The sequence below is a fragment of the Chitinophaga agrisoli genome (assembly GCF_008386695.1).
In the GTDB taxonomy this organism is placed as follows: Bacteria; Bacteroidota; Bacteroidia; order Chitinophagales; family Chitinophagaceae; genus Chitinophaga; species Chitinophaga agrisoli.
The window spans coordinates 3,013,178-3,033,748 of sequence record NZ_VUOC01000004.1 but is presented as its reverse complement, the minus strand read 5'-3'; the positions used below and the strand labels follow the sequence as shown (position 1 = coordinate 3,033,748).

General features: G+C 50.1%; 14 protein-coding genes. 8 read left to right on the top strand and 6 right to left on the bottom strand.

Features of this window, described 5'->3' with window-relative positions; genetic code table 11:
- Positions 1 to 91 precede the first annotated feature (91 nt).
- From F0L74_RS31060 to F0L74_RS31050, 3 genes are all read left to right on the top strand, one after another.
- Positions 92 to 556 carry a RidA family protein gene (locus F0L74_RS31060; RefSeq protein WP_149841769.1) on the top strand — a complete coding sequence of 155 codons (465 nt, stop codon included), beginning with the start codon at positions 92 to 94 and terminating at the stop codon, positions 554 to 556.
- Between the two features lie 23 nt (positions 557 to 579).
- Positions 580 to 1,686, top strand: coding sequence for a D-TA family PLP-dependent enzyme (locus F0L74_RS31055; protein WP_149841768.1), 1,107 nt, complete (start codon positions 580 to 582; stop codon positions 1,684 to 1,686).
- Between the two features lie 68 nt (positions 1,687 to 1,754).
- A complete protein-coding gene (locus F0L74_RS31050; protein ID WP_149841767.1) occupies positions 1,755 to 2,825 on the top strand; it encodes a dipeptidase in 1,071 nt (356 codons plus the stop codon).
- Between the two features lie 109 nt (positions 2,826 to 2,934).
- Here F0L74_RS31050 and rplI read toward each other — a convergent pair whose 3' ends face one another.
- From rplI to F0L74_RS31030, 4 genes are all read right to left on the bottom strand, one after another.
- Complete coding sequence (gene rplI, locus F0L74_RS31045) at positions 2,935 to 3,381, bottom strand: 50S ribosomal protein L9 (protein WP_149841766.1); 447 nt, start codon at positions 3,379 to 3,381, stop codon at positions 2,935 to 2,937.
- A gap of 9 nt (positions 3,382 to 3,390) precedes the next feature.
- Positions 3,391 to 3,657, bottom strand: a complete 267-nt coding sequence (gene rpsR, locus F0L74_RS31040) for a 30S ribosomal protein S18 (RefSeq protein WP_089906128.1) — start codon at positions 3,655 to 3,657, stop codon at positions 3,391 to 3,393.
- Positions 3,658 to 3,661: 4 nt separating this feature from the next.
- Positions 3,662 to 4,015 carry a 30S ribosomal protein S6 gene (rpsF, locus tag F0L74_RS31035; protein WP_149841765.1) on the bottom strand — a complete coding sequence of 118 codons (354 nt, stop codon included), beginning with the start codon at positions 4,013 to 4,015 and terminating at the stop codon, positions 3,662 to 3,664.
- A gap of 353 nt (positions 4,016 to 4,368) precedes the next feature.
- The gene (locus F0L74_RS31030) at positions 4,369 to 7,662 is read right to left on the bottom strand and encodes a T9SS-dependent choice-of-anchor J family protein (RefSeq protein ID WP_149841764.1); all 3,294 of its coding nucleotides are present in this window, start codon (positions 7,660 to 7,662) and stop codon (positions 4,369 to 4,371) included.
- A gap of 402 nt (positions 7,663 to 8,064) precedes the next feature.
- Between F0L74_RS31030 and htpG the strand changes: the two genes are divergently transcribed.
- Both htpG and F0L74_RS31020 read left to right on the top strand, forming a co-directional pair.
- Positions 8,065 to 9,915, top strand: coding sequence for a molecular chaperone HtpG (htpG, locus tag F0L74_RS31025; protein ID WP_149841763.1), 1,851 nt, complete (start codon positions 8,065 to 8,067; stop codon positions 9,913 to 9,915).
- A 201-nt stretch (positions 9,916 to 10,116) separates the two neighbouring features.
- A complete protein-coding gene (locus F0L74_RS31020) occupies positions 10,117 to 10,836 on the top strand; it encodes a carboxylesterase family protein (RefSeq protein WP_188316241.1) in 720 nt (239 codons plus the stop codon).
- A gap of 71 nt (positions 10,837 to 10,907) precedes the next feature.
- Here the strand turns inward: F0L74_RS31020 and recJ are convergent, their stop codons facing one another.
- Both recJ and F0L74_RS31010 read right to left on the bottom strand, forming a co-directional pair.
- Complete coding sequence (gene recJ / locus F0L74_RS31015; RefSeq protein ID WP_149841761.1) at positions 10,908 to 12,614, bottom strand: single-stranded-DNA-specific exonuclease RecJ; 1,707 nt, start codon at positions 12,612 to 12,614, stop codon at positions 10,908 to 10,910.
- An 86-nt stretch (positions 12,615 to 12,700) separates the two neighbouring features.
- Positions 12,701 to 13,666 carry a polyprenyl synthetase family protein gene (locus tag F0L74_RS31010; protein WP_149841760.1) on the bottom strand — a complete coding sequence of 322 codons (966 nt, stop codon included), beginning with the start codon at positions 13,664 to 13,666 and terminating at the stop codon, positions 12,701 to 12,703.
- Positions 13,667 to 13,959: 293 nt separating this feature from the next.
- Here F0L74_RS31010 and F0L74_RS31005 point away from each other — a divergent pair, with 293 nt between their 5' ends.
- The 3 genes from F0L74_RS31005 to F0L74_RS30995 all read left to right on the top strand — a co-directional run bounded on the left by F0L74_RS31005 (position 13,960) and on the right by F0L74_RS30995 (position 20,566).
- On the top strand, positions 13,960 to 15,513 hold the full coding sequence (locus F0L74_RS31005; protein WP_149841759.1) for an OmpA family protein: 1,554 nt from the start codon (positions 13,960 to 13,962) through the stop codon (positions 15,511 to 15,513).
- A 174-nt stretch (positions 15,514 to 15,687) separates the two neighbouring features.
- On the top strand, positions 15,688 to 17,643 hold the full coding sequence (locus F0L74_RS31000; RefSeq protein ID WP_149841758.1) for a KUP/HAK/KT family potassium transporter: 1,956 nt from the start codon (positions 15,688 to 15,690) through the stop codon (positions 17,641 to 17,643).
- A 124-nt stretch (positions 17,644 to 17,767) separates the two neighbouring features.
- Positions 17,768 to 20,566: a T9SS type A sorting domain-containing protein gene (locus tag F0L74_RS30995; protein WP_149841757.1), complete on the top strand. Its 2,799-nt coding sequence runs from the start codon at positions 17,768 to 17,770 to the stop codon at positions 20,564 to 20,566.
- Positions 20,567 to 20,571 lie beyond the last annotated feature (5 nt).

Below are 20,571 nucleotides of genomic sequence, written 5' to 3'. Positions count from 1 at the left end.
TTTATGCACCGCCGGTTACACAAATAAACCGGCAGGAATTTGTTTTTATTCATAGCTTTATCAGATCAGTGAACCATAAAATCATTTAACAGTGGGATCAGCAACAGAAAATTTCAAAGCATTAGGATTAAGCTTACCGCCGGCGCCTACGCCGCTGGGTGTATATAAGCCGTTTTTGATAGATGGTAAGCATGTGTATGTATCCGGCCACGGACCGGTACAGGATGATAAAAGCCTTATCATTGGCCGTATTGGCGCAGACCTGGACATTGAGCAGGGCAAGCTGGCCGCCCGCCAGGTAGGATTGACCATCCTTTCTACACTGGTGGCCAACCTGGGCAGCCTTGATAAAATAAAACGCGTGATAAAGGTGCTGGGTATGGTGAACGCCACTACCGATTTTGGCCGTCATCCCTATGTGATCAATGGCTGCAGTGAGCTGTTTGCCAAAATATGGGGTGAGGAGAATGGTATTGGCGTGCGCAGCGCCGTAGGCATGGGCACCCTGCCGGATAATATCCCCGTGGAAATAGAAGCCCTTTTTGAGCTCCACTAAATAATTACAAATTAGTAATTACTATGGCCTGGTATACCCTTCGTAACACAGATGAGATAGATTCACCTGCATTGCTGCTTTATCCGGAGCGGGTGAAAGAGAATATTGCCTTACTGAAGAGCAGTATCGATAACGTAACGCGCTTGCGCCCCCACGTTAAAACGGTAAAGATGCCGGAAGTGGTGCGCCTGATGCAGGAAGCCGGTATCAACAAATTCAAATGCGCCACCATCGCGGAAGCAGAAATGCTGGGCATAGTGCAGGCCGCGGATGTGTTGCTGGCCTATCAGCCGGTAGGCCCTAAAATAGCGCGTTTAGCTGCCTTAGTAGAACAATACCCGCAAACGAAATACGCTTGCCTGGTAGATGATATCACGGCGGCTACCGCCATCTCTGACCATTTTGCGGCAAAGCAGCAACGCCTGCCTGTATGGCTGGATCTGAACCTGGGTCAGAACAGGACGGGGATTACGCCGGGGGCTGAGGCGCTGGAGCTGTACGCCCAGCTGTCTACCCTGCCTGGTATTACGCTGGTTGGGTTGCATGCGTATGATGGTCACCTGCATGATGCGGACCTGACCCTCCGTACAAAACGTTGTAACGATGCATATGCAGGCGTCACCAAATTGGCGAAATCTATCGCCATCAAAGGGCTGCCCGTGCCACTGATCGTAGCTGGCGGTTCGCCTACTTTTCCCATACATGCGCAGCGCCCGGAAATAGAATGCAGCCCGGGTACATTTGCGTTCTGGGATTGGGGCTATGCACAGGGGCTGCCTGAACAGCATTATCAACCTGCCGTGCTGGTAATGGCACGGGTAATATCTCACCCTGCTCCGCATCTGGTGTGCCTTGATCTTGGCCATAAATCAGTAGCCGCAGAGAACCAGCTGCCCAAACGGGTGCATTTTATCAATGCGGCAGAAGCGGTGCCCGTATCACAGAGCGAAGAGCACCTGGTGATCAAAGTACTGGATAACGCAGCCTATCCTATAGGCACGGTACTGTATGGCATACCTTACCATATATGTCCTACAGTGGCCCTGTATGACAGCGCCCATATTATCAGTGAGCAGAACCTGGAAGGGGTTTGGAAAATAACCGCACGGAATAGAAGCATACTCATTTAATAATACAGCTGTGCAGATGATAGATCATCTGCACAGCTGCATATCCGCACATTAAAAAATTCACAATCGTGTTTATTGTAGATGCACACCTTGACCTAAGCATGAATGCTATGGAATGGAACCGTAACCTGCGGTTGCCGGTAAACGATATAAGGGCCAGAGAGCAGGGGCTCACAGACAAACCAGACCGCGGAAAAGGCGTAGTGGCCCTGCCGGAACTGCGTAAAGGAAATATTGGTCTGGTGGTGGCTACACAGATAGCCCGTTTCGTAGCGCCGGATAATCCGCTGCCGGGCTGGTTCTCTCCGGAGCAGGCATGGGCGCAGACCCAGGGCCAGCTGGCCTGGTACCAGGCCATGGAAGAAGCAGGGGAGATGGTGGCCATTACAGACCTGCCCTCGCTGGAAAGGCACCTGGCGCTTTGGAACAATGGCAAGCCTAATACACAAAAACCGATCGGTTATATCCTGAGCCTGGAAGGGGCAGATTCTATCGTAGATACCTATTACCTGCAGTGGGCATATGAATACGGCCTGCGCGCGCTGGGGCCTGCGCACTATGGCCCGGGCCGTTATGCGCAGGGCACGGATGCTACCGGCCCTATGACCAAGGAAGGACATGCCCTCCTCAAAGAAATGGAAAGACTGAACATCATACTGGATGCTACGCATTTATCTGATGAGAGCTTCTGGGATGCCCTGGATCATTTTAATGGCCATGTATGGGCCAGCCATAATAACTGCCGCGCACTGGTAAACCATAACCGCCAGTTCAGCGACGATCAGATCAAGGCCCTGGTAGAAAGGGGCGCGGTGATAGGCGGCGCGCTGGATGCCTGGATGATGGTGCCCAACTGGCAAAGGGGCGTATCTGATCCTAAAGAGATGCAATGTTCTGTAGAAGTGATGATCGATCATATGGATCATATCTGCCAGATAGCCGGTAATGCGTTGCATATCGGCATCGGCTCTGATCTGGATGGCGCTTTTGGTAAAGAGCAATGCCCCTATGACCTGGAAACCATTGCAGACCTGCAGAGCGTAGCCAGCCTCCTGGAGAAACGCGGGTATTCCGCCACGGATATTGACAATGTAATGCACGGTAACTGGCTGCGTTTCCTGCGTAACGCCTGGAAATAGTACCTGCCAATAATTGAAATGCTGATGTGAACATATTCACATCAGCATTATAAAAAAAGATCCCGCTCTGTGTAGAGCGGGATCGTATCAGCTTATCTTAACCGTATTATTATTCAGCTACAACTTCAAATTCCAGTTCGGCTTCATTGCCTTTACCGAAATCGATCTTTGCTTTGTAAGTGCCTAATTCCTTTACATCATCCAGAATGTGGATACGGCGGCGGTCGATCTCGTAACCTTTCTGCTCTTTAATAGCACGTGCAATCTGCACACCGGTTACGCTACCAAATATTTTACCAGAGGTACCTGTTTTAGCGCCGATTTTAACCGGAGACTCTTTCAGTACTTCTACCACCTTGGCAATTTCAGACAACAGCTTCTCTTCTTTCACTTTCTGCACTTTCAGGCGTTCCTGTAACTGCTTCATGTTGGAAGGGCTGGCCTCTACTGCAAAGCGCTGAGGGATCAGAAAATTCCTGGCATAACCGTTTTTCACGCTTACCAGCTCATTTTTCTGGCCCAGGTTATCAACGTCTTGTATTAAGATTATTTGCATAACTAGTTCTTACTTTAAAAGGTCAGTAACATAAGGCAATAAAGCCATTTGACGAGCTTTCTTAATAGCCTGGGCTACTTTACGCTGAAATTTCAGAGAGTTACCCGTAATACGGCGGGGCAGCATCTTACCCTGATCATTGAGGAACTTCTTCAGGAATTCCGCGTCTTTGTAATCAACGTACTTGATGCCCATTTTCTTGAAACGGCAGTATTTCTTCTGGCGCTTCTCGGTTTTAACGGCGGTTAAGTACTTAATTTCTTGTTTTACTGCCATAAGTTTAAGCTTCTACGGTTTTAGAATCAGCACTAACGCCATGTCTTTTTCTGCCATTGTACTCAACAGCATACTTGTCCAGCGCAGTGATCATGTGGCGTAATACATTTTCATCGCGGTTCAGCTGAATCTTCAGCTTCTCATTGAGGTCGGATGGCGCATTATATTCCAGAACCAGGTACATGCCCGTGGTTTTCTTCTGGATAGGATACGCCAGTGATCTTAATCCCCAGGGATTTTCGTGCGTTACTTCTCCGCCGTTCTCTTTAACGAGATCAGCGAATTTCTTCTGAGCAGCTTTGAAGTCTTCCTCAGAAAGCACAGGGGTAAAGATCACCATCAATTCGTAATTGTTCATTTTCCCTGTTTTAAAATTGTGGTTTAAAAAATAATTGTGCCCAATAAAATTGGGAGGGCAAAGATACAATACATATTTCAATTCCCAAGCCCCCAATAGCGGCCGTTTCAGGGTTTATGCCCCGGCGGATGCCCGGATAGCCGGCTTTTGGGCGCGTGCCGGCAGGGGAAGGACCGGGTGGTATAGGGTAACGGGCTTAAAACTAGTTACTTATATAGTAATGAAAAGCCGGTGGTCCGGCCGGGAAGCCAGGTTAAATTTTCCCCGTCAGGACAAAATTAATATTCCCATATAAAAAAGCGGCTGCCCTACCAGGGAGCAGCCGCTTAAAAAACGGGTTTATTCAAAAAAAATTAGTGGGTAACCAGTATCTCCTTGGTCTGGATGCCATCCTTCGTCTGTACCCGCAGGAAATAGATCCCTGTAGGTATCTTACTGATATCCAGCTCTTTAAAGTTCCGGCCTTTCACCAGGTTCATGGGACCCTGGTATTTCACCCGGCCAAACAGGTCGATCAGCTGCAGCTGGGCCTGACCCGCGTCTTTCTCCATATCCAGCCATATCTGCAGGTGGTTGCCAATAATGCACCACAGCAAGCGCCACAGCAGGTCCTTTACAGTCACGTTTACGGATTGTACCGGGGAGTACAGCACGCTGCCATCCAGGTTCACCAGTTTTATCCGGTAATAGGATTTACCCAGCCAGGGGCTGTAATCATAAGACTGGTAGGCATTGGGCAGGGTAGTAGTGCCATGGGCCGCTACCGTGTCTATAGCGTTAAAGCCGCGCTGGTCGCGGGACCGTTCTACAATAAACCGGGCCGCATTGGTCTCATAAGGCGTACGCCAGTTCAATTTTACAATACCGGTGTCAACCACGGCGGTAAAGGATTGTATCTGGTTCAGCTGGGCCAGGTTATGCAGGTTATAACGGCTTATTACGGGGTAGTGGTCCGTAGTGGTGCTGCTATAGCTGCTTATCAGCTGGGCCGCCTGGGTAAAGATCATGGCGGAGCCAGGCAGGTAAGCCTGTGCCATCTCATTAGAGGCGATCACGTTGTCGATCACCGTAGCGAAGGATACGGTGGATTGCTGGCCGGCCAGGCTCAATGGCAGCGTTAAGGGTTTATAATGGGTGCTGTCATTGATAAAGTTTATATAAGTAGTGGTGGTATCCGGCGCCATTTCCGTGGTGATGGTCTTGTCCAGCGCATCGTTAAAGTCGCCCAGCATCAGGATATTGCTGTACGGGTACTGTGCATCCAGGGAGTCTTTCAGCTCCTGGTTGCCATGCAGGCGGCGGAAATAACCTTCTATCTTATCGGCTGCGGTGCCGGTATTGGCTTTGGCATGCAGCAGCACAAACTGGATCCGCGCGCTATCGCCGTTCAGGCGGGCGCTGGCTTCCATCAGGTAAGGGAAGCGGCCGGATGACCAGTTAAAATAAGCGCTGTCGCTGCCGCCCTGGCGCAATACGCCATAGGAGCGTATGCTGCGGATCACATCTGTTTTATATACAAAGGCCAGTTTCTGTGCGCTCACATAATCCGGGTCGCTCACATTATCCGCATAAGAACCAAAGTCAGAGATAATATAGCTATAACCAGGCAACTGGCTTACTACCTGACGGAAACGGGCGGTATCTACCACTTCTGCCAGGGCAAAGATGTCCGCATTCAGGGCTTTGAGCACGGTGGTCACATTTGCCTGCTGCAGGCTGTCATTGGCTGGGTCCTGTGCCGGGCTGCCAAACCATTCAATGTTCCAGTTCACCACTTTCAGGGAGCGCAGGGAGGTGCCTTTCAGCTGTACCAGGTCGCTGCTCAGGCCATTGGTGCGGAAAGTGATGCTGCCGTTAAAGTTTTGATCTGCCGCATTGGGTGTAAAGCGTACCCATACCGTTTGCGGACCGGCAGCTACTGCGCTGGAGTCATAACCCAGGAACGGGCCGTACGGGCCGGCGCTGTCCCTGGCCATGGTAAAGCCGGCAGAGGCAGTAAGCCTAAGCGTATCCCGCACATTATTACCCCAGAAGCTAAAATGCTGCGGCGCAGATGTTTGCGATACCGGCACATAATCAAAGTCCAGTGCGCGGGCGCTCAGCGTAATAGTAGGCTTGGGCGTTACCGTGCTGTTAAACACGCTGATATCATCCAGCATCCAGCGGGCTGCGTTCAGGCTGGGGGAGGAGGTATATACAAAAGCGATATATACGCTGTCATGTTTAAAGGCCGCCAGGTTAATGCTGTCAGACAGCTGCCAGGCGTCAGAGCCCTGTGCGGGGAATTGCCCGTTCAGCAAGGTCCAGCTGGCCGTATGCGGGTTGCTGATACCATCATAATTGGTGCTCACCATCAGTTGCAGGGCCGGGCCGGCAAACGCGGTACGGCTGGCAAAACGCAATAGCGGAACGGCAAAGCCGCTCAGGTTAAAGGAGGGTGATATCAGCCAGTCGTCATTCTCTACCGGGCCGCCGCTAAAACCGTTGATCTGTACGCCATTGCTGTTGTTCTGCCCAAAAGTGGTACAGCCCCACAGCTGGGCGCCGCTTACGCTATACTGCCGGAAGCCGCCGGAAAGCTGGCTGCTGCCGCTGGGCGTACAATCATTAAAATCAAAGCTCAGTACCTGCTCGCCGGTGTGGAAGCGCCAGCCGCTGGTGTCGATACCGCCAAAGCTATTGCCGGAAAGATCGGTAACCGCGGCGCTGTCCAGCGTAATATAGTAGGAGGTCAGCGGCTGCAGGCTGGTATTTAATGTAAGCGCATTATTAGCGATCGTTACCGCAGCGCTATCAATGGCAAACACCTGTTGCGTGCCATTGCTTACATTATGTAATATCATATTGCCGCTGCCGGCCTGTATATTTTCTGTAAAGGTGATGGCAGGCCGTACAGTGGGCGCCGCCGCAGCTTCCCCATTAGCAGGTTGCAGCATGCTGATAGCGGGAGCCACCGTATCGCTGCCGCTGCTGCTGGCTTGTATATTATCGATCGCAAAGCTGGGGCGCGAGCCTGCGCCGGTGATCTGGCGGTTGGCCCAGCGCAGTTGCACCAGGGGCTGATTGCTGCAGTCTGGTGGCAACGTTACCATTATGTTTACCAGGTTTTGCGGTGTAGTTACGCCGGAGCCGGTTTGTGTGATGTTGTTGTTCTGATACACCGTTCCTGCGATGTTGGTAAAATTGCCGGCATTGCCAATGCGGTATTGCAGCATTACCTCGTTAACACGGGTATTGCTGCCCCCGTCAAATGGGTTGCGCAGGGTCATTATATCATACCGGAATGCAATGTTCAGCTGTCCGATGGTGTTCAGCGCCAATACCAGCGCATTGTCCACGGAGCCGCTGTTCAGGAAGCCCATTTTGCCATTGTAATTATAGGCGCCATTGGTAGTGGAAGAAGCCGTGCCTGACAGGAGCGGTTTATCGCTCTCCGGTGGTGCGGTATTATAATTACCGGAAGGGGAACCCGCCAGGGCCCAGCCTTGCCAGCCCGCCGGGTACACGGTAGCGCCCGGGGTAAGTACATCAAAATTCTGCTGATAAGGCATAGCCTGCGCCGCCGGTTGGGTTTGCGCCCAGGCGCCGGGACATAGCAGCATAAACAGGTAAGTAACCAGTAAATAAGGGAGTAACGGTCTTAACATACGCGAAAAGGTTTTCCTTGAGTTAAACGAAAAAGATATTTTATTAACGGATAGTTGGGATTACACTTTAAATATTTGTGCAAAATACAAATAGTCGTACGGCTTTGGGTACCCTGTTTATGATCTATTTGTTAAATAAATGTATGACTTTCCCTTGATACCTGTTCAATTATGTTGACACACTTTCTATCATCATTTCCCGCATAATGGCATTGAAACTGCATTGACACTGCATTAACATTGCTATGACACTGCTAAGGGGGTGTTTTGTACACCCTGTTGCATTTTCTGCCGGTGACGGGGCCGGGTACATGTTATACCCAAGAGGCCGGCCGGACAACTTGTCAGCCACACACCCACTGGCACATACTTTGGGAATGGACTGAAAAAATCTGAATTCCCATGCAGAAAGGTGCTATACGCGTACAAACCGAAAATATCTTCCCCATCATCAAGAAGTTCCTCTATTCTGACCATGAGATCTTCATCCGCGAGCTCGTGAGCAACGCCGTGGACGCAACCCAAAAACTTAAGACCCTGGCCAGCGTAGGCGAATTCAAAGGTGAGCTGGGCCCCCTGGAAATAACCGTTACACTGGACAAGGAAAAAAAGACACTCACCATTTCAGACCGCGGCATAGGCATGACGGCAGAAGAGGTGGACAAATACATCAACCAGGTAGCGTTCTCCGGCGCGGAGGAGTTCCTGAATAAATACAAAGGTCAGGGCGATGGCGCTAATATCATCGGCCATTTCGGCCTCGGCTTCTACTCTTCCTTCATGATCAGCGACCAGGTTGAGATCTTTACCCGCTCCTGGAGGCCTGACTCCGCCGCCGTACGCTGGGAATGCGATGGCAGCCCGGAATACCAGCTGGAAGAGACCGCAAAAGAAGACAGGGGTACAGACATTGTGCTGCACATCAACGCAGAAAGCGAAGAATTCCTGGATGAGAACCGCATCCGCGCTATCCTGGAAAAGTTCTGTAAGTTCCTGCCCATCCCTATCAAATTCGAAGACAATCAGATCAACAATACCAATCCCGCTTGGACACGCAAACCATCAGAGCTCACCGCACAGGATTACCAGGATTTCTATAAAGAGCTCTATCCCTTTGCAGAAGCGCCGCTTTTCTGGATCCACCTGAATGTAGACTATCCTTTCAATCTTACCGGGATCCTCTACTTCCCCAAGATCACCAAGGGATACGAGATCCAGAAAGATAAGATCAACCTGTACGCCAACCAGGTATATGTAACAGACGAAGTAAAGGACATTGTGCCGGAGTTCCTGATGCTGCTGCATGGCGTGATAGACAGCCCGGACATCCCGCTGAACGTAAGCCGCAGCTATCTGCAGGGCGATCCCAATGTGAAAAAGATCAACGCCCACGTTACCAAAAAAGTGGCGGATAAGCTGGATGAGATGTTCCGCACGGACCGTAAAGGCTTTGAAGAAAAATGGGAGTCCATTGGCCTGTTTGTTAAATACGGCATGATGACAGACGATAAATTCCTGGAGAAAGCCAACAAATTCCATGTGCTCGAAGAGGTGGAAGGCGGCAAATTCTATACACAGGAAGAATACCGTCAGGAAGTGCAGGCCCTGCAAACCAATAAAGAAGGTAAGCTGGTGATCCTGTATGCCACCAACCCGGTGCAACAGGATAGCTATATACAGGCAGCCAAAGCAAAAGGTTATAAGGTGATCAAGCTGGAAACCATTGTGGACGCCGCTTTCATCAACAATATGGAAATGAAATGGGAGAACGTGCAGTTCACCCGTGTGGATGCGGATATTGCGGATAACCTGGTAGATAAGGATGAGAAGAACGACCACGTACTTAGCCAGGATCAGGAAACCCAGTTGAAAGAGCTGTTTGGCCAGCAGATCCCGCAACCCAATATTAAAGTGGAGCTGAAAGGGCTGAGCGCGGAAGCCCAGCCTGTGATCGTTACCCGTCCGGAATTTATGCGCCGCATGAAGGATATGGCGGCCGTAGGCGGTGGCGGTATGAACTGGTATGCAAATATGCCCGATGAGATTAATATGACGGTAAACGCCAACCATCCTATCTACCTGCAAATACTGCAGGAAACAGATAATGATAAGCAGCAAAAGCTGGTGCGCAACCTGGCAGATCTGGCCCTGTTGTCTCAGAATCTGCTGACTGGCGCAGATCTCACCGCTTTTGTGAACAGAAGTGTGGAGTTACTGGGCAATGAAAAAAAGAGCAAAATAATTTTACAATAATAGCGTAACAAATACGTTTATCGGGAGTATTGGTCTAAAACTGCGACCATATTTTATTCACCACAACGGTCTCGTTCAGCAACGCTGGACGGGACCATTTTAATTTAAGGGAGACATATGAAAAAAGGGACATTTAAAAATTTTATCCATGTCTTATTATTTGGAAGCCTTGTTTTAACCGCGTGTTCTAAAAGTGATGTCGTGTCACCGCAGGCAGAAGCAGGCTCCGACGAAAAACCAGTAACCGAAGCAACAACTGGAGACGTCTTTACACAACAAACACTGGGCGTTACTACCCAGAAACTGGCCAGTGCAGCTGGCAACGTCAATCCGAATTACCTGCTGTATGTACCTGATACCTACAACAGTAACAAAACTTACAAATGGCCGCTCGTGATTTTCCTCCACGGCATTGGCGAAATGGGAACCGACATTAACAAGATTAAAAACGTGGGCTTGCCCAGAGTAGTAAAAGGTAAACAATTTGTAATGGTAGCCCCGCAGTGTACCGCCAGCTGGTGGAACACAGATGCGCTGCAGGCCTTCTTTAAACAAATTATCACAAAATATCATGTGGATCCTAAACGTGTTATCCTGACAGGATTGAGCATGGGCGGTTTCCAGACCTGGGTATGGGGCGAGTACTATCCGCAGCAGTTTGCGGCGATCGTTCCTATCTGCGGTGGTGGCGAAGTGCCTAAGGCGCCCAACCTGAAGACCATGCCTATATGGGCTTTCCATAATAAGTATGATCCTACGGTAGCCGTAGTGAATTCCATTGATATGGTGAATGCTGTAAGGCGTGCCGGTAATGCACTGGTGAGATTTACAGAACCAAGTGTAAAAAGCCATGACGCATGGACGGCTGCTTACTCAAATGCAGGCCTGTTTAACTGGATGCTGCAACAGCGTAAACCGTAAGTTGAAAATCATCAGCTATCAGCCGTTAGTATTTTTGCAGTTTTAGCTAACGGTTGATAGCTAACCGCTGATCAGTGGCTTGCTCTTATATCGATCACTTTCAATTGTAACATTGTTTTCCCGTTCCACTCATTTTCATCAAGGGTAAAGACCATATCAAATGGCCGCCGGTTGCTTAGCAAACCAAACTTTTCCGCCATAAAGAACCCGATGCCGGAAAATACAATACCATGTTCGCCCTGTTTAATGGAGAATTTAATATGCTCGTCCTTTACGATCCTGGAAAAACCGGTATCCGTTACATTGCGCGCCAGGAAAATAGGGCGCAGGTTATCAGGCCCCAGCGGCTCAAACTGGTCAAGTATATTATAGAAGCGTTTGTCCATGTCATAAAACGTGATCTCAGAATCGATCACGATCTCGGGGATCAGCAGCTCCGGATCAATAGTGGTAGATACCACTTCCTCAAACTTCTGCCGGAAAGCCTCCACATTCTCGGGTTTCAATGTAAGCCCTGCCGCATAGAAATGCCCGCCATAGTTCTCCAGCAGGTCTTTACACTGGTGGATGGCCTCGTATACGTTAAAGCCCATCACGGAACGGGCGGAACCCGCCACCTGGTCATTGCTTTGGGTAAGGATGATGGTAGGGCGGTAAAAATATTTATCGATCAGGCGGGAGGCTACAATGCCCACCACGCCTTTATGCCAGTCCGGTTTATATAATACGGTGCTTTTGCGGGTGGCCAGCGTAGCATCATTCTGGATAAGGGCCACCGCCTCCCGCGTAATATTATTATCTACTTCCTTTCTGTCAAAATTGTCAGCGTGCAGGATGGCTGCTATCTCTGTGGCCTTTTCAAAATCATTTTCCACGAACAGGTTCACGGCTTTCCGGGCATCATCCATCCGGCCGGCCGCATTTACCCGCGGGGCGATCACAAACACCAGGTTGGAGATGGTCAGTTTTTCTTTCAGCTCGCTCAGGGTGATCAGCGCCCGGATCCCCGGCAGGGGATCCTCGTTCACCTTCTTCAGGCCGTGAAAGGCCAGGATCCGGTTCTCGCCGGTCATGGGCACTATATCTGCCGCAATACTGGTGGCCACCAGGTCCAGGTAGCGCAGCACCGTATGCTCCGCCACGCCGAGCTTCTGGGCCAGCGCGGTAATAAGCTTAAAGCCTATGCCACAGCCGCTTAGCTCTTTATAAGGATAAGGGCAGTCGTATTGTTTAGGATTCAGTATAGCTACTGCCGGCGGCAGCGTGGCATCCGGCAGGTGATGGTCGCAGATGATAAAATCAATGCCATGCGTTTTAGCCGCAGTGATATGCGCCATGGATTTAATACCACAGTCCAGCGCGATCACCAGTGTAAAGTCATTTTCAATGGCATAGGTGATACCGGCGGTGGAAATGCCATACCCCTCCCGGTAACGGTGGGGGATATAGAACTCAATATGAGGGTAGATCCTTTGCAGAAAATCGTACACGGTAGCCACAGCGGTGGTGCCGTCTACATCATAGTCGCCGTACACCAGTATCTTCTCCTTGCCCATAAAGGCCTGTTCAATGCGGGTTACGGCTTTATCCATATCCTTCATCGTCCACGGATCGTGAAGATCTGCAAGGGTAGGGCGGAAGAATTGCCGGGCAGTATCATAGGTATGAATGCCACGTTGCACCAGCAGCCTGCATAATAGTGGATGTATGCGCAGGGACTGCTGCAGTAACGCCTCTTCTTTTGGTTGATATGATCTTACGGTCCAGCGTTTTTGCATGTCTGTCTTGTGAAAGGTGATAGGTGAAAAGTCAATGGTCAGATAGCGGCGGTCAATAGTCAATTCACGCTTGCCCTTTCTCTCACCTAAAACGTTCTGTCAGTAGTAAAACGTACTAATTGTTCCAGTCCCCTCCTGATCTCGTTGTCAGGGAACGTGTGCAGGATAGCCAGCGCCTCGTCCCTGTACTGGAACATTTTCTCCTGTGCATAGGCAATGCCCCCCGAGGCTTTAACCATAGCAATAACGGAAGCTACTTTTTCTTTATCGGTATTATGATTCTTTACAATGTTGATGATGCGGCGCTTTACATCCGGGGTGGCCTGCTGCAGGGTATAGATCAGCGGCAGGGTCATTTTTTTCTCCCGGATATCTATGCCGGTGGGTTTGCCCACGTTATCAGACCCATAATCAAACAGGTCATCCTTGATCTGGAAGGCCACGCCTACCTTTTCCCCAAAAAGGCGCATCTGTTCTGCAATGTTTTCGTCATTGCTGGTGGTCCAGGCCCCGGCGGCGCAGGCGGAGGCCAGGAGGGAGGCCGTCTTCCGGCGGATGATGTCAAAATAAACATCTTCCTGGATATCCAGCTTACGGGTCTTCTCCATCTGGAGCAGTTCGCCCTCGCTCATCTCGCGTACCGCCACCGTCAGTATCTCCAAAGTTCGGTAGTCATGGTTGCTAAGGGACAGCAGTAAGCCCCTGGTCAGCAGATAGTCCCCCACCAGTACGGCAATTTTATTTTTCCATAAGGCATTGATGGAAAAAAAGCCCCGGCGCTCATTGGCGTCGTCCACCACATCATCATGCACCAGGGTGGCAGTATGCAACAGCTCCACCAGTGCCGCGGCGCGATAGGTGCTTTCCTGTATCTCGGTACTGAAAAGGCGGGCGGAAAGTAGCACGAACATGGGCCTGATCTGTTTACCCTTGCGCTTTACGATATAATGCATGATCCTGTCGAGCAGGGGCACATGACTTTTAACCGCATCCGCGAATTTACTCTCAAAATCATGTAATTCCTTAGTGATCAGCTGTTTAATCTCGTCCATGTACTATGCGAAAAAGATTGCTAAGCTATGCTTAAAATATCAAAGTTTTAACAATTTGGCCCTTAATTTGTATATACCCGGATAACAATGCTTTAACAGAGCGTTAGTAATACGATAACAAATAAGCAATTTAAGGTATAACAATTGTTTTACCTAAGCTTTAATATTGAAGCAGTTATCAATGAAAATAATATTGTAAGAAAAATTTGTATATTCATTTATGATTTTTACCTTTGCTGGGTAAAAAACGGGTTATTAGTAAATCTTTAACAGTTTTTAAATAGAAAACAATTATGGCAAGCAAAAAGTACTTATTACTGGCCGGCGCTATGAGTTTACTAGCGGCGTCTTCCAGTTTTGCACAAGTTCAGCCTAACTACGATGCACTTGACTCATCTAAGGTGCCCGCATCTAGAGCTGCACAGCAAAACAATTTCGTTAACCATCAGTATGATTACCCTGCTAAACCCCGGGACATGTGGGAATTAGGTTTCCACGGTGGTTATCACTTCATCAGAGGTGACGTGGACGCTAAACCCGGCTTTGGCGGTGGTCTGTCTCTGAGAAAATCTTTAGGTCATACGATCTCAATCAGGGCTGAATATACCGGTTCTTTCGACCGTGGTCTGGATTATCAGCTGCGTCCTGCTAACTACGCTGGTGGCAACACCAACTGGTCAGCTACAGCTGCACTGAACAACGGCAAGATCGTTCCTAACTACAAAACGGCTACTCACCAGGCATCTATCGACCTGATGGCTTCTCTGAGCAACATTCTGTTCTACAAATCTGAGCCTAAGATCAACTGGTATGTATTTGGTGGTTACAGCCTGCTGCTGATTGACGTTGACGTTGACGCCGTTGGCGCTAACGGTCAGGGTTACAATTTCCAGGGCGTTGATTTCCTCGGCAAACGTAAAGATATTAAGGATGCTGTGAAAAACATCCTGGATGGCGATTATGAGTCTAACGCTCCTTCTCAGGGCAACCGCGCTCAGATCGGCCGTAAAGATAACAACCAGATGTGGCGTCACGCTGTTGACTTCGGTACTGGTATCGCTTTCAAAGTTTCTAAGCGTTTCAACATCGGTGTAGAAGAAAAACTGACTATGCCGTTTGATGATTATCTGGACGGTTACAATTCCGGCGCTTATGATGCCAGCAAGGACTTCTTCTCCTACACCAGCATCCGCCTGAACTTCAACCTGGGTAACCCCAACAAGCGCGTACAGCCTTTATGGTGGATCAACCCGCTGGATTTCGCCTACAACGAGCTGAGCTCTCCCCGTCACATGAAACTGCCTACCCCGGTATTACCGGATGCTGATGGCGACGGTGTAACCGACCAGTTTGACCGCGAGCCTAACACTCCTGCAGGCGCTCCTGTAGACGTACACGGTGTAGCTAAAGATACTGACGGTGACGGTGTTCCTGACTTCAAGGACAAACAACTGATCACTCCGACTTACTGCCAGCCGGTTGACGCTGATGGTGTTGGTAAGTGCCCGGATCCTGAGTGCTGCAAAAACATGACTCAGAAACCCGCTTGCTCCAGCATCGTTCTGCCTAGCGTAGCTTTCAAAGGTAGCTCTACCAAGGTTTCTTCTGACAACGAGGCAATCCTGTCCAGCGTAGCTAATACCCTGAGAACTAATCCTGAGTGTAATGTACTGGTTACCGGCCACGCTGGTGCTAAAGGCAAAAAAGGTGGTGTTGACCTGAGCAGCCGCCGTGTTGACGCTGTGATCGACTACCTGGCTGACAAGCAAGGCATCGACCGCGGTCGCTTCATCAAACAGAATACTCCTGGTGAATCCAGCACTGTAGACTTAGCTCCTGCTAACTAATATAGTGGTGTATCACACCTAGATGATATTGAAGAAATCCCCCGTTACGGTTTACCGTAGCGGGGGATTTCGCTTTTTAGGGACATCCCTGGCGGAGCCATCCTTAACTGATAATATACAAATGATCATTTATTGCTGTAATTTTGCTCGCCTTTACTTACAAACTACTTAAGAGTGAGAATAGATATTAACAGGGTAAGCCTGGCCGGATTTGTCGTAGCACTGGGTATTATATACGGCGACATCGGTACCTCTCCGTTATACGTTTTCAAAGCTATTATGGGGACCAACCCCATCAGTGACCTGCTGGTAATAGGGGGTATCTCCTGTATAATATGGACTTTGACCCTCCAAACCACCATTAAATATGTGATCCTGACCCTCCAGGCGGATAATAAAGGGGAAGGCGGGATCTTTTCCCTCTACGCCCTGGTACGCCGCCACGCCAAATGGGCCGTTATCTTTGGGATGATCGGTGGCGCCGCCCTCCTGGCAGATGGTATCATTACCCCGCCCATCACCGTTACCTCCGCCATCGAAGGCCTCCGTACCCTCGACGTATTCAAAGACCTTAGCCAGCTCACGATCGTTAAGATCGTGCTGACCATCATAGCAGGCCTCTTCTTCATGCAGCAATTCGGCACCGTTTCCATCGGTAAGATGTTCGGGCCTATCATGGTGATATGGTTTTCTATGCTGGGTATACTGGGCACTGTGCATATTGCAGATGACCTTTCTGTGCTCAAAGCCTTCAGCCCGCACTACGCCATAGAATTACTGACCACCTATCCCAAAGGATTCCTGATCCTGGGGGCGGTGTTCCTCTGTACCACCGGGGCAGAGGCCCTGTACTCAGACCTGGGGCACTGCGGCAAAAGCAATATCCGGGTATCCTGGATCTTTGTAAAAGCCTGCCTGATCCTCAACTACCTGGGCCAGGGCGCCTGGCTGCTTACCCAACGCGGTCAGATCCTGCCTAAGGACCAGAACCCCTTCTTTACCATCATGCCGGAATGGTTCGTGATATTCGGGGTGCTCATTGCCACCCTGGCCTCTATCATCGCCAGCCAGGCCCTGATCTCCGGGTCCTTTACCCTGATCTCAGAAGCCATGCGCCTTAACCTCTGGCCTAAATTGAAGATCAACTACCCCACAGAAATGAGGGGACAGCTATTCATACCGGGCATTAACGTGATGCTGTTTGTGGGCTGTACCGCTATTGTCCTCATCTTCCAGGAGTCCAGCGCAATGGAGGCGGCCTATGGCCTGTCTATCACCATCTGTATGCTCATGACCTCCTGCCTCTTTGCCTTTTATCTCTACACCCGCCGCGTGCGGGTGGCCTGGGTATTATTATACCTGGTCATATACCTGACGATCGAATTTTCCTTCCTCTTCGCTAACCTGGTCAAATTCATGCACGGCGGTTATGTAACAGTAGTGGTTGCCGGCATGCTGTTCATGGTGATGATCGTCTGGTTTAAATCGCGCAAGATCAAGAACCGTTACGTGGAGTTTGTACGGCTGGAAGACTACCTGCCCATTCTACAGGAGCTGAGCAACGATACCTCCATTCCCAAGTATGCCACCCACCTGGTGTACATGAGTAGCGCAGACAATCCAAAAGAAATAGAGCATAAGGTCATTTACTCCATCCTCAATAAAAAGCCTAAACGGGCAGATATCTACTGGTTTGTGCATGTGGATGTGGTGGATGAGCCCTACCTGAGCGAATACTCTGTACAAACCATCATCCCTAATGAAGTGATACGGGTAGAGTTCCGCCTGGGCTTTAAGGTGGAGCAACGTATTAACCTCATGTTCCGCATGGTGGTGGAAGATATGGTGCGTAATAAGGAGGTGAACATCACCAGCCGTTATGAGTCTTTAAGTAAGAACAATGTAGTAGGTGATTTCCAGTTTATCGTAATGGAAAAGTTCCTCTCGCACGACAATGACCTGCCCTTGTACGAACGGATGGTGATGCGTATGTACTTCTTCCTGAAAAAGATCAGCCTTTCAGAAGAACGCGGTTTTGGTCTGGACTCCAGTTATGTGACCATTGAGAAATACCCGCTGGTGGTAGCGCCTATCACCAACCTGCAACTGCGGCGTATTATCCCGTCTTAAGATAAAACTTATCTATCATATAAACTGCGCCCGGATAACACCTGGGCGCAGTCGTTTATTTGTACTGGAACGAGTATAAAATAATAGGGGTAGAACTATTATTATTGAGTAAACCATGTCCCCCATGAAAAGACTTTTACTCCTGTTAGCCTTTGTAAGCTGTCATTGTTTCTTACACGCCCAGTCCATCACCTTTTTATTTCCGGAACCGGGTATGCCAGCGGAGAACGGCATCTGGAAAGATACCGGCATAAACGTAACTGTAACGCCTTTTGCGCCCGGCCAGGTAACCGCTGTAACGGCTGCTGCCGCTGGCCGCCAGCTCTCCCTGCGGCGGGTACCCAATGGTAGCTATACAGGGCGCCTCTCTTTACAAGGTGTGCCAGGTGATACCCTTACCCTGTTGATCACCGCCAGAGACACTTTACAGAACACCGGCGATACCGCCATTAGCTTTATTTACCGGCCCGTAAATGATCCCAGCATCAGCCTCCGGGTAGATAGCCTGGCCGATTCCGCGGTGGCGCGGCCTGTATGGGCGCTGCACGCCCGCTGCAATACCGCCACCGGCAGCGGCAATATTGCCGTGTATAATACTGCTTTCCCGGAGCAATTGATCGCCACAGGAACAGACAGCATACCATCATTAGACCTGTCCGCCTATAACGGACATAAGCTGGGCATACGCATAGTAGCTACAGACAGTATTGGCCGTACCGCGGAGAAGCGGCTTACCGTGTTTATAGAAAGTAGCCCATACCTTACGCCGTATCTCACCGCTAAAGGCGCCATCCTGGATTTCCGCTATAACAAAGCGTTACTGGCAGATACCGTAACCGGTTTCCCCTTCCTGGTGGATGCGGCTAATGGCCAGCGTACCGGCCCGCTGATCGCCAGAGCGGTAGACCGTACCTTTCCGGATGCCTATGTAACGCCGGAAGGCGCGCTCTTTAAGGTCCGCTCAGATACCATGACGGAATGGAAGAACGGACAGGCCATACAGCAACGCGCCAACCGCCTGGATGTATCCGGTCAATATGCTGCCTGGTTCACAGACGGAAACCTCATCGTAAAGAACCTCTCCACCGGCGATTCTACCATTGGCGAAATATCACCGGATACAATAGGTTTCTTTAATGGCAACCTGGACGTGGGACCCAATGGGCTGACCGCCCTGGAGATCTCGCCTTTCCGTACGCTCAGTAACGTGTACACTTTCCACAACGGGCAGTTCACCAACATCAGTCAGGGACCTCCGGATCATTCCCCGCTCACAGATGGTACAAACGTGATCTACTACAAAGAAGACTCGGGTTTGCCGCTCTACCTGTATAATGGTCAGACCACTACGCTGTTAGGCACGCCTGGCAGCAGTGCAGATGGCACATTTGGAGGGCCCTTTGTCGATTACCAGCTCAATAACCGCTATGCCGCCTTTGTAAAGGAAGGGCAGATCAATTTGATGGATACCTCCGGCGTAGTACACCAGCAAGGCGTATTCAACTATTGTCCCTCCTGTGATAACCGGGTACGTATAGACCTGTTGAATGAAAAAGGGGAGCTGATGGTATCCATACCCGATAGCGGACGCTATTTCATAAGCAGGAGCGGCCAGCGTAAACGTGTTACCAACATGCCGGACCGGGCCAATGAGCAGGAAGGAAAACTAAGCAGGTCCTTCTTCGATAACGGGCAATGGTACGTGCTTATTGGTAATACCCTGTTTAAGGTGAATACAGATACGCTGCCGCCTAACCATATCAGCAGCTTTGAGAAAACAGTGAAGCCGGATAGCATACTCGCTTTTACCGCGGATGATTTTACCGCTAATTTCTCTGGTCCCGGGCAGTTGTTAAGTATCAGCTTCACATCACTGCCTGCGCACGGAGTACTCAAATATTTTAACAGCCCGTTATCGCCGGGCGCCGTTATCAACCGGGCTAACCTGGCGCAGCTTTCCTATATACCGGATGCCGCCTTTACCGGAACAGACAGTATTCGCTGGATCGCATCCAACGGGGTTGATAACACGGTGGATACTGCCGCTATTTATATCCATGTAACAGACAGCATTACCGTTGTGCCGGTACCACAGCCCGTGATCAGTGGTTTGCATAATTCCTATTGTAATGCGGAAGGCCCCGCGCCGGTAAAGATCCTGAACCTGCCTGTGCCTGATATCACGGTGCAGGTATTGCTGGATAGCACAACAGTACTGCCGGTAGCGGCAGACAGTACATTCACCATAACGCCGGCCAGTCTTACGCCAGGTAAACACACCGTTACCATCGCCTTCAGTTACGACACGGCGCATAAGCAACTAACCAGGCAGTTTACCATAACGCCGGCTGTTACGCCGGATGTAACTTTATCAGTGAACGTAAATCCTATCATAAGTGATACCATACCGGTAGTGATCACCGCTACCAATGTAACCGGCGGCGGCAAACAGCCCTTATACGCCTTTGCATGGGATGCCGGTTTTACGGACCTGTTGCAGATAGAAGGTACCGCCAATACAGCTACCGTAACGCCGGCGGAGTTTAAACTGGGTGATAATTGGGTATACGTGCGCATGCAGACCAGTGATGCCTGTGCCGCAACAGCCACCGCCACAGACAGTATCCGGATCAACAAGACCAATATCACCGCCATTACAGATGTGGATGCGCCTGGTAAGGCCATCCATATTTTCCCGAACCCGTTCCGGGGCGATCTCTATATCCGGGGACTGCAGCCCAACCGGAGCTATATCATCTCTTTGTACAATGTACAGGGCAGCCTGTTATACAGGCAGCGGACAGTGAACAATACCCAGGCCCAATTGCACGTGCCGGTTACCGGCGGCAGGCTCTATTTCCTGAGCGTGTATGATGAACAAAAGAAAAAGACGCTTGGCACGGAGCAATTACTGGGCTATTAGTAATA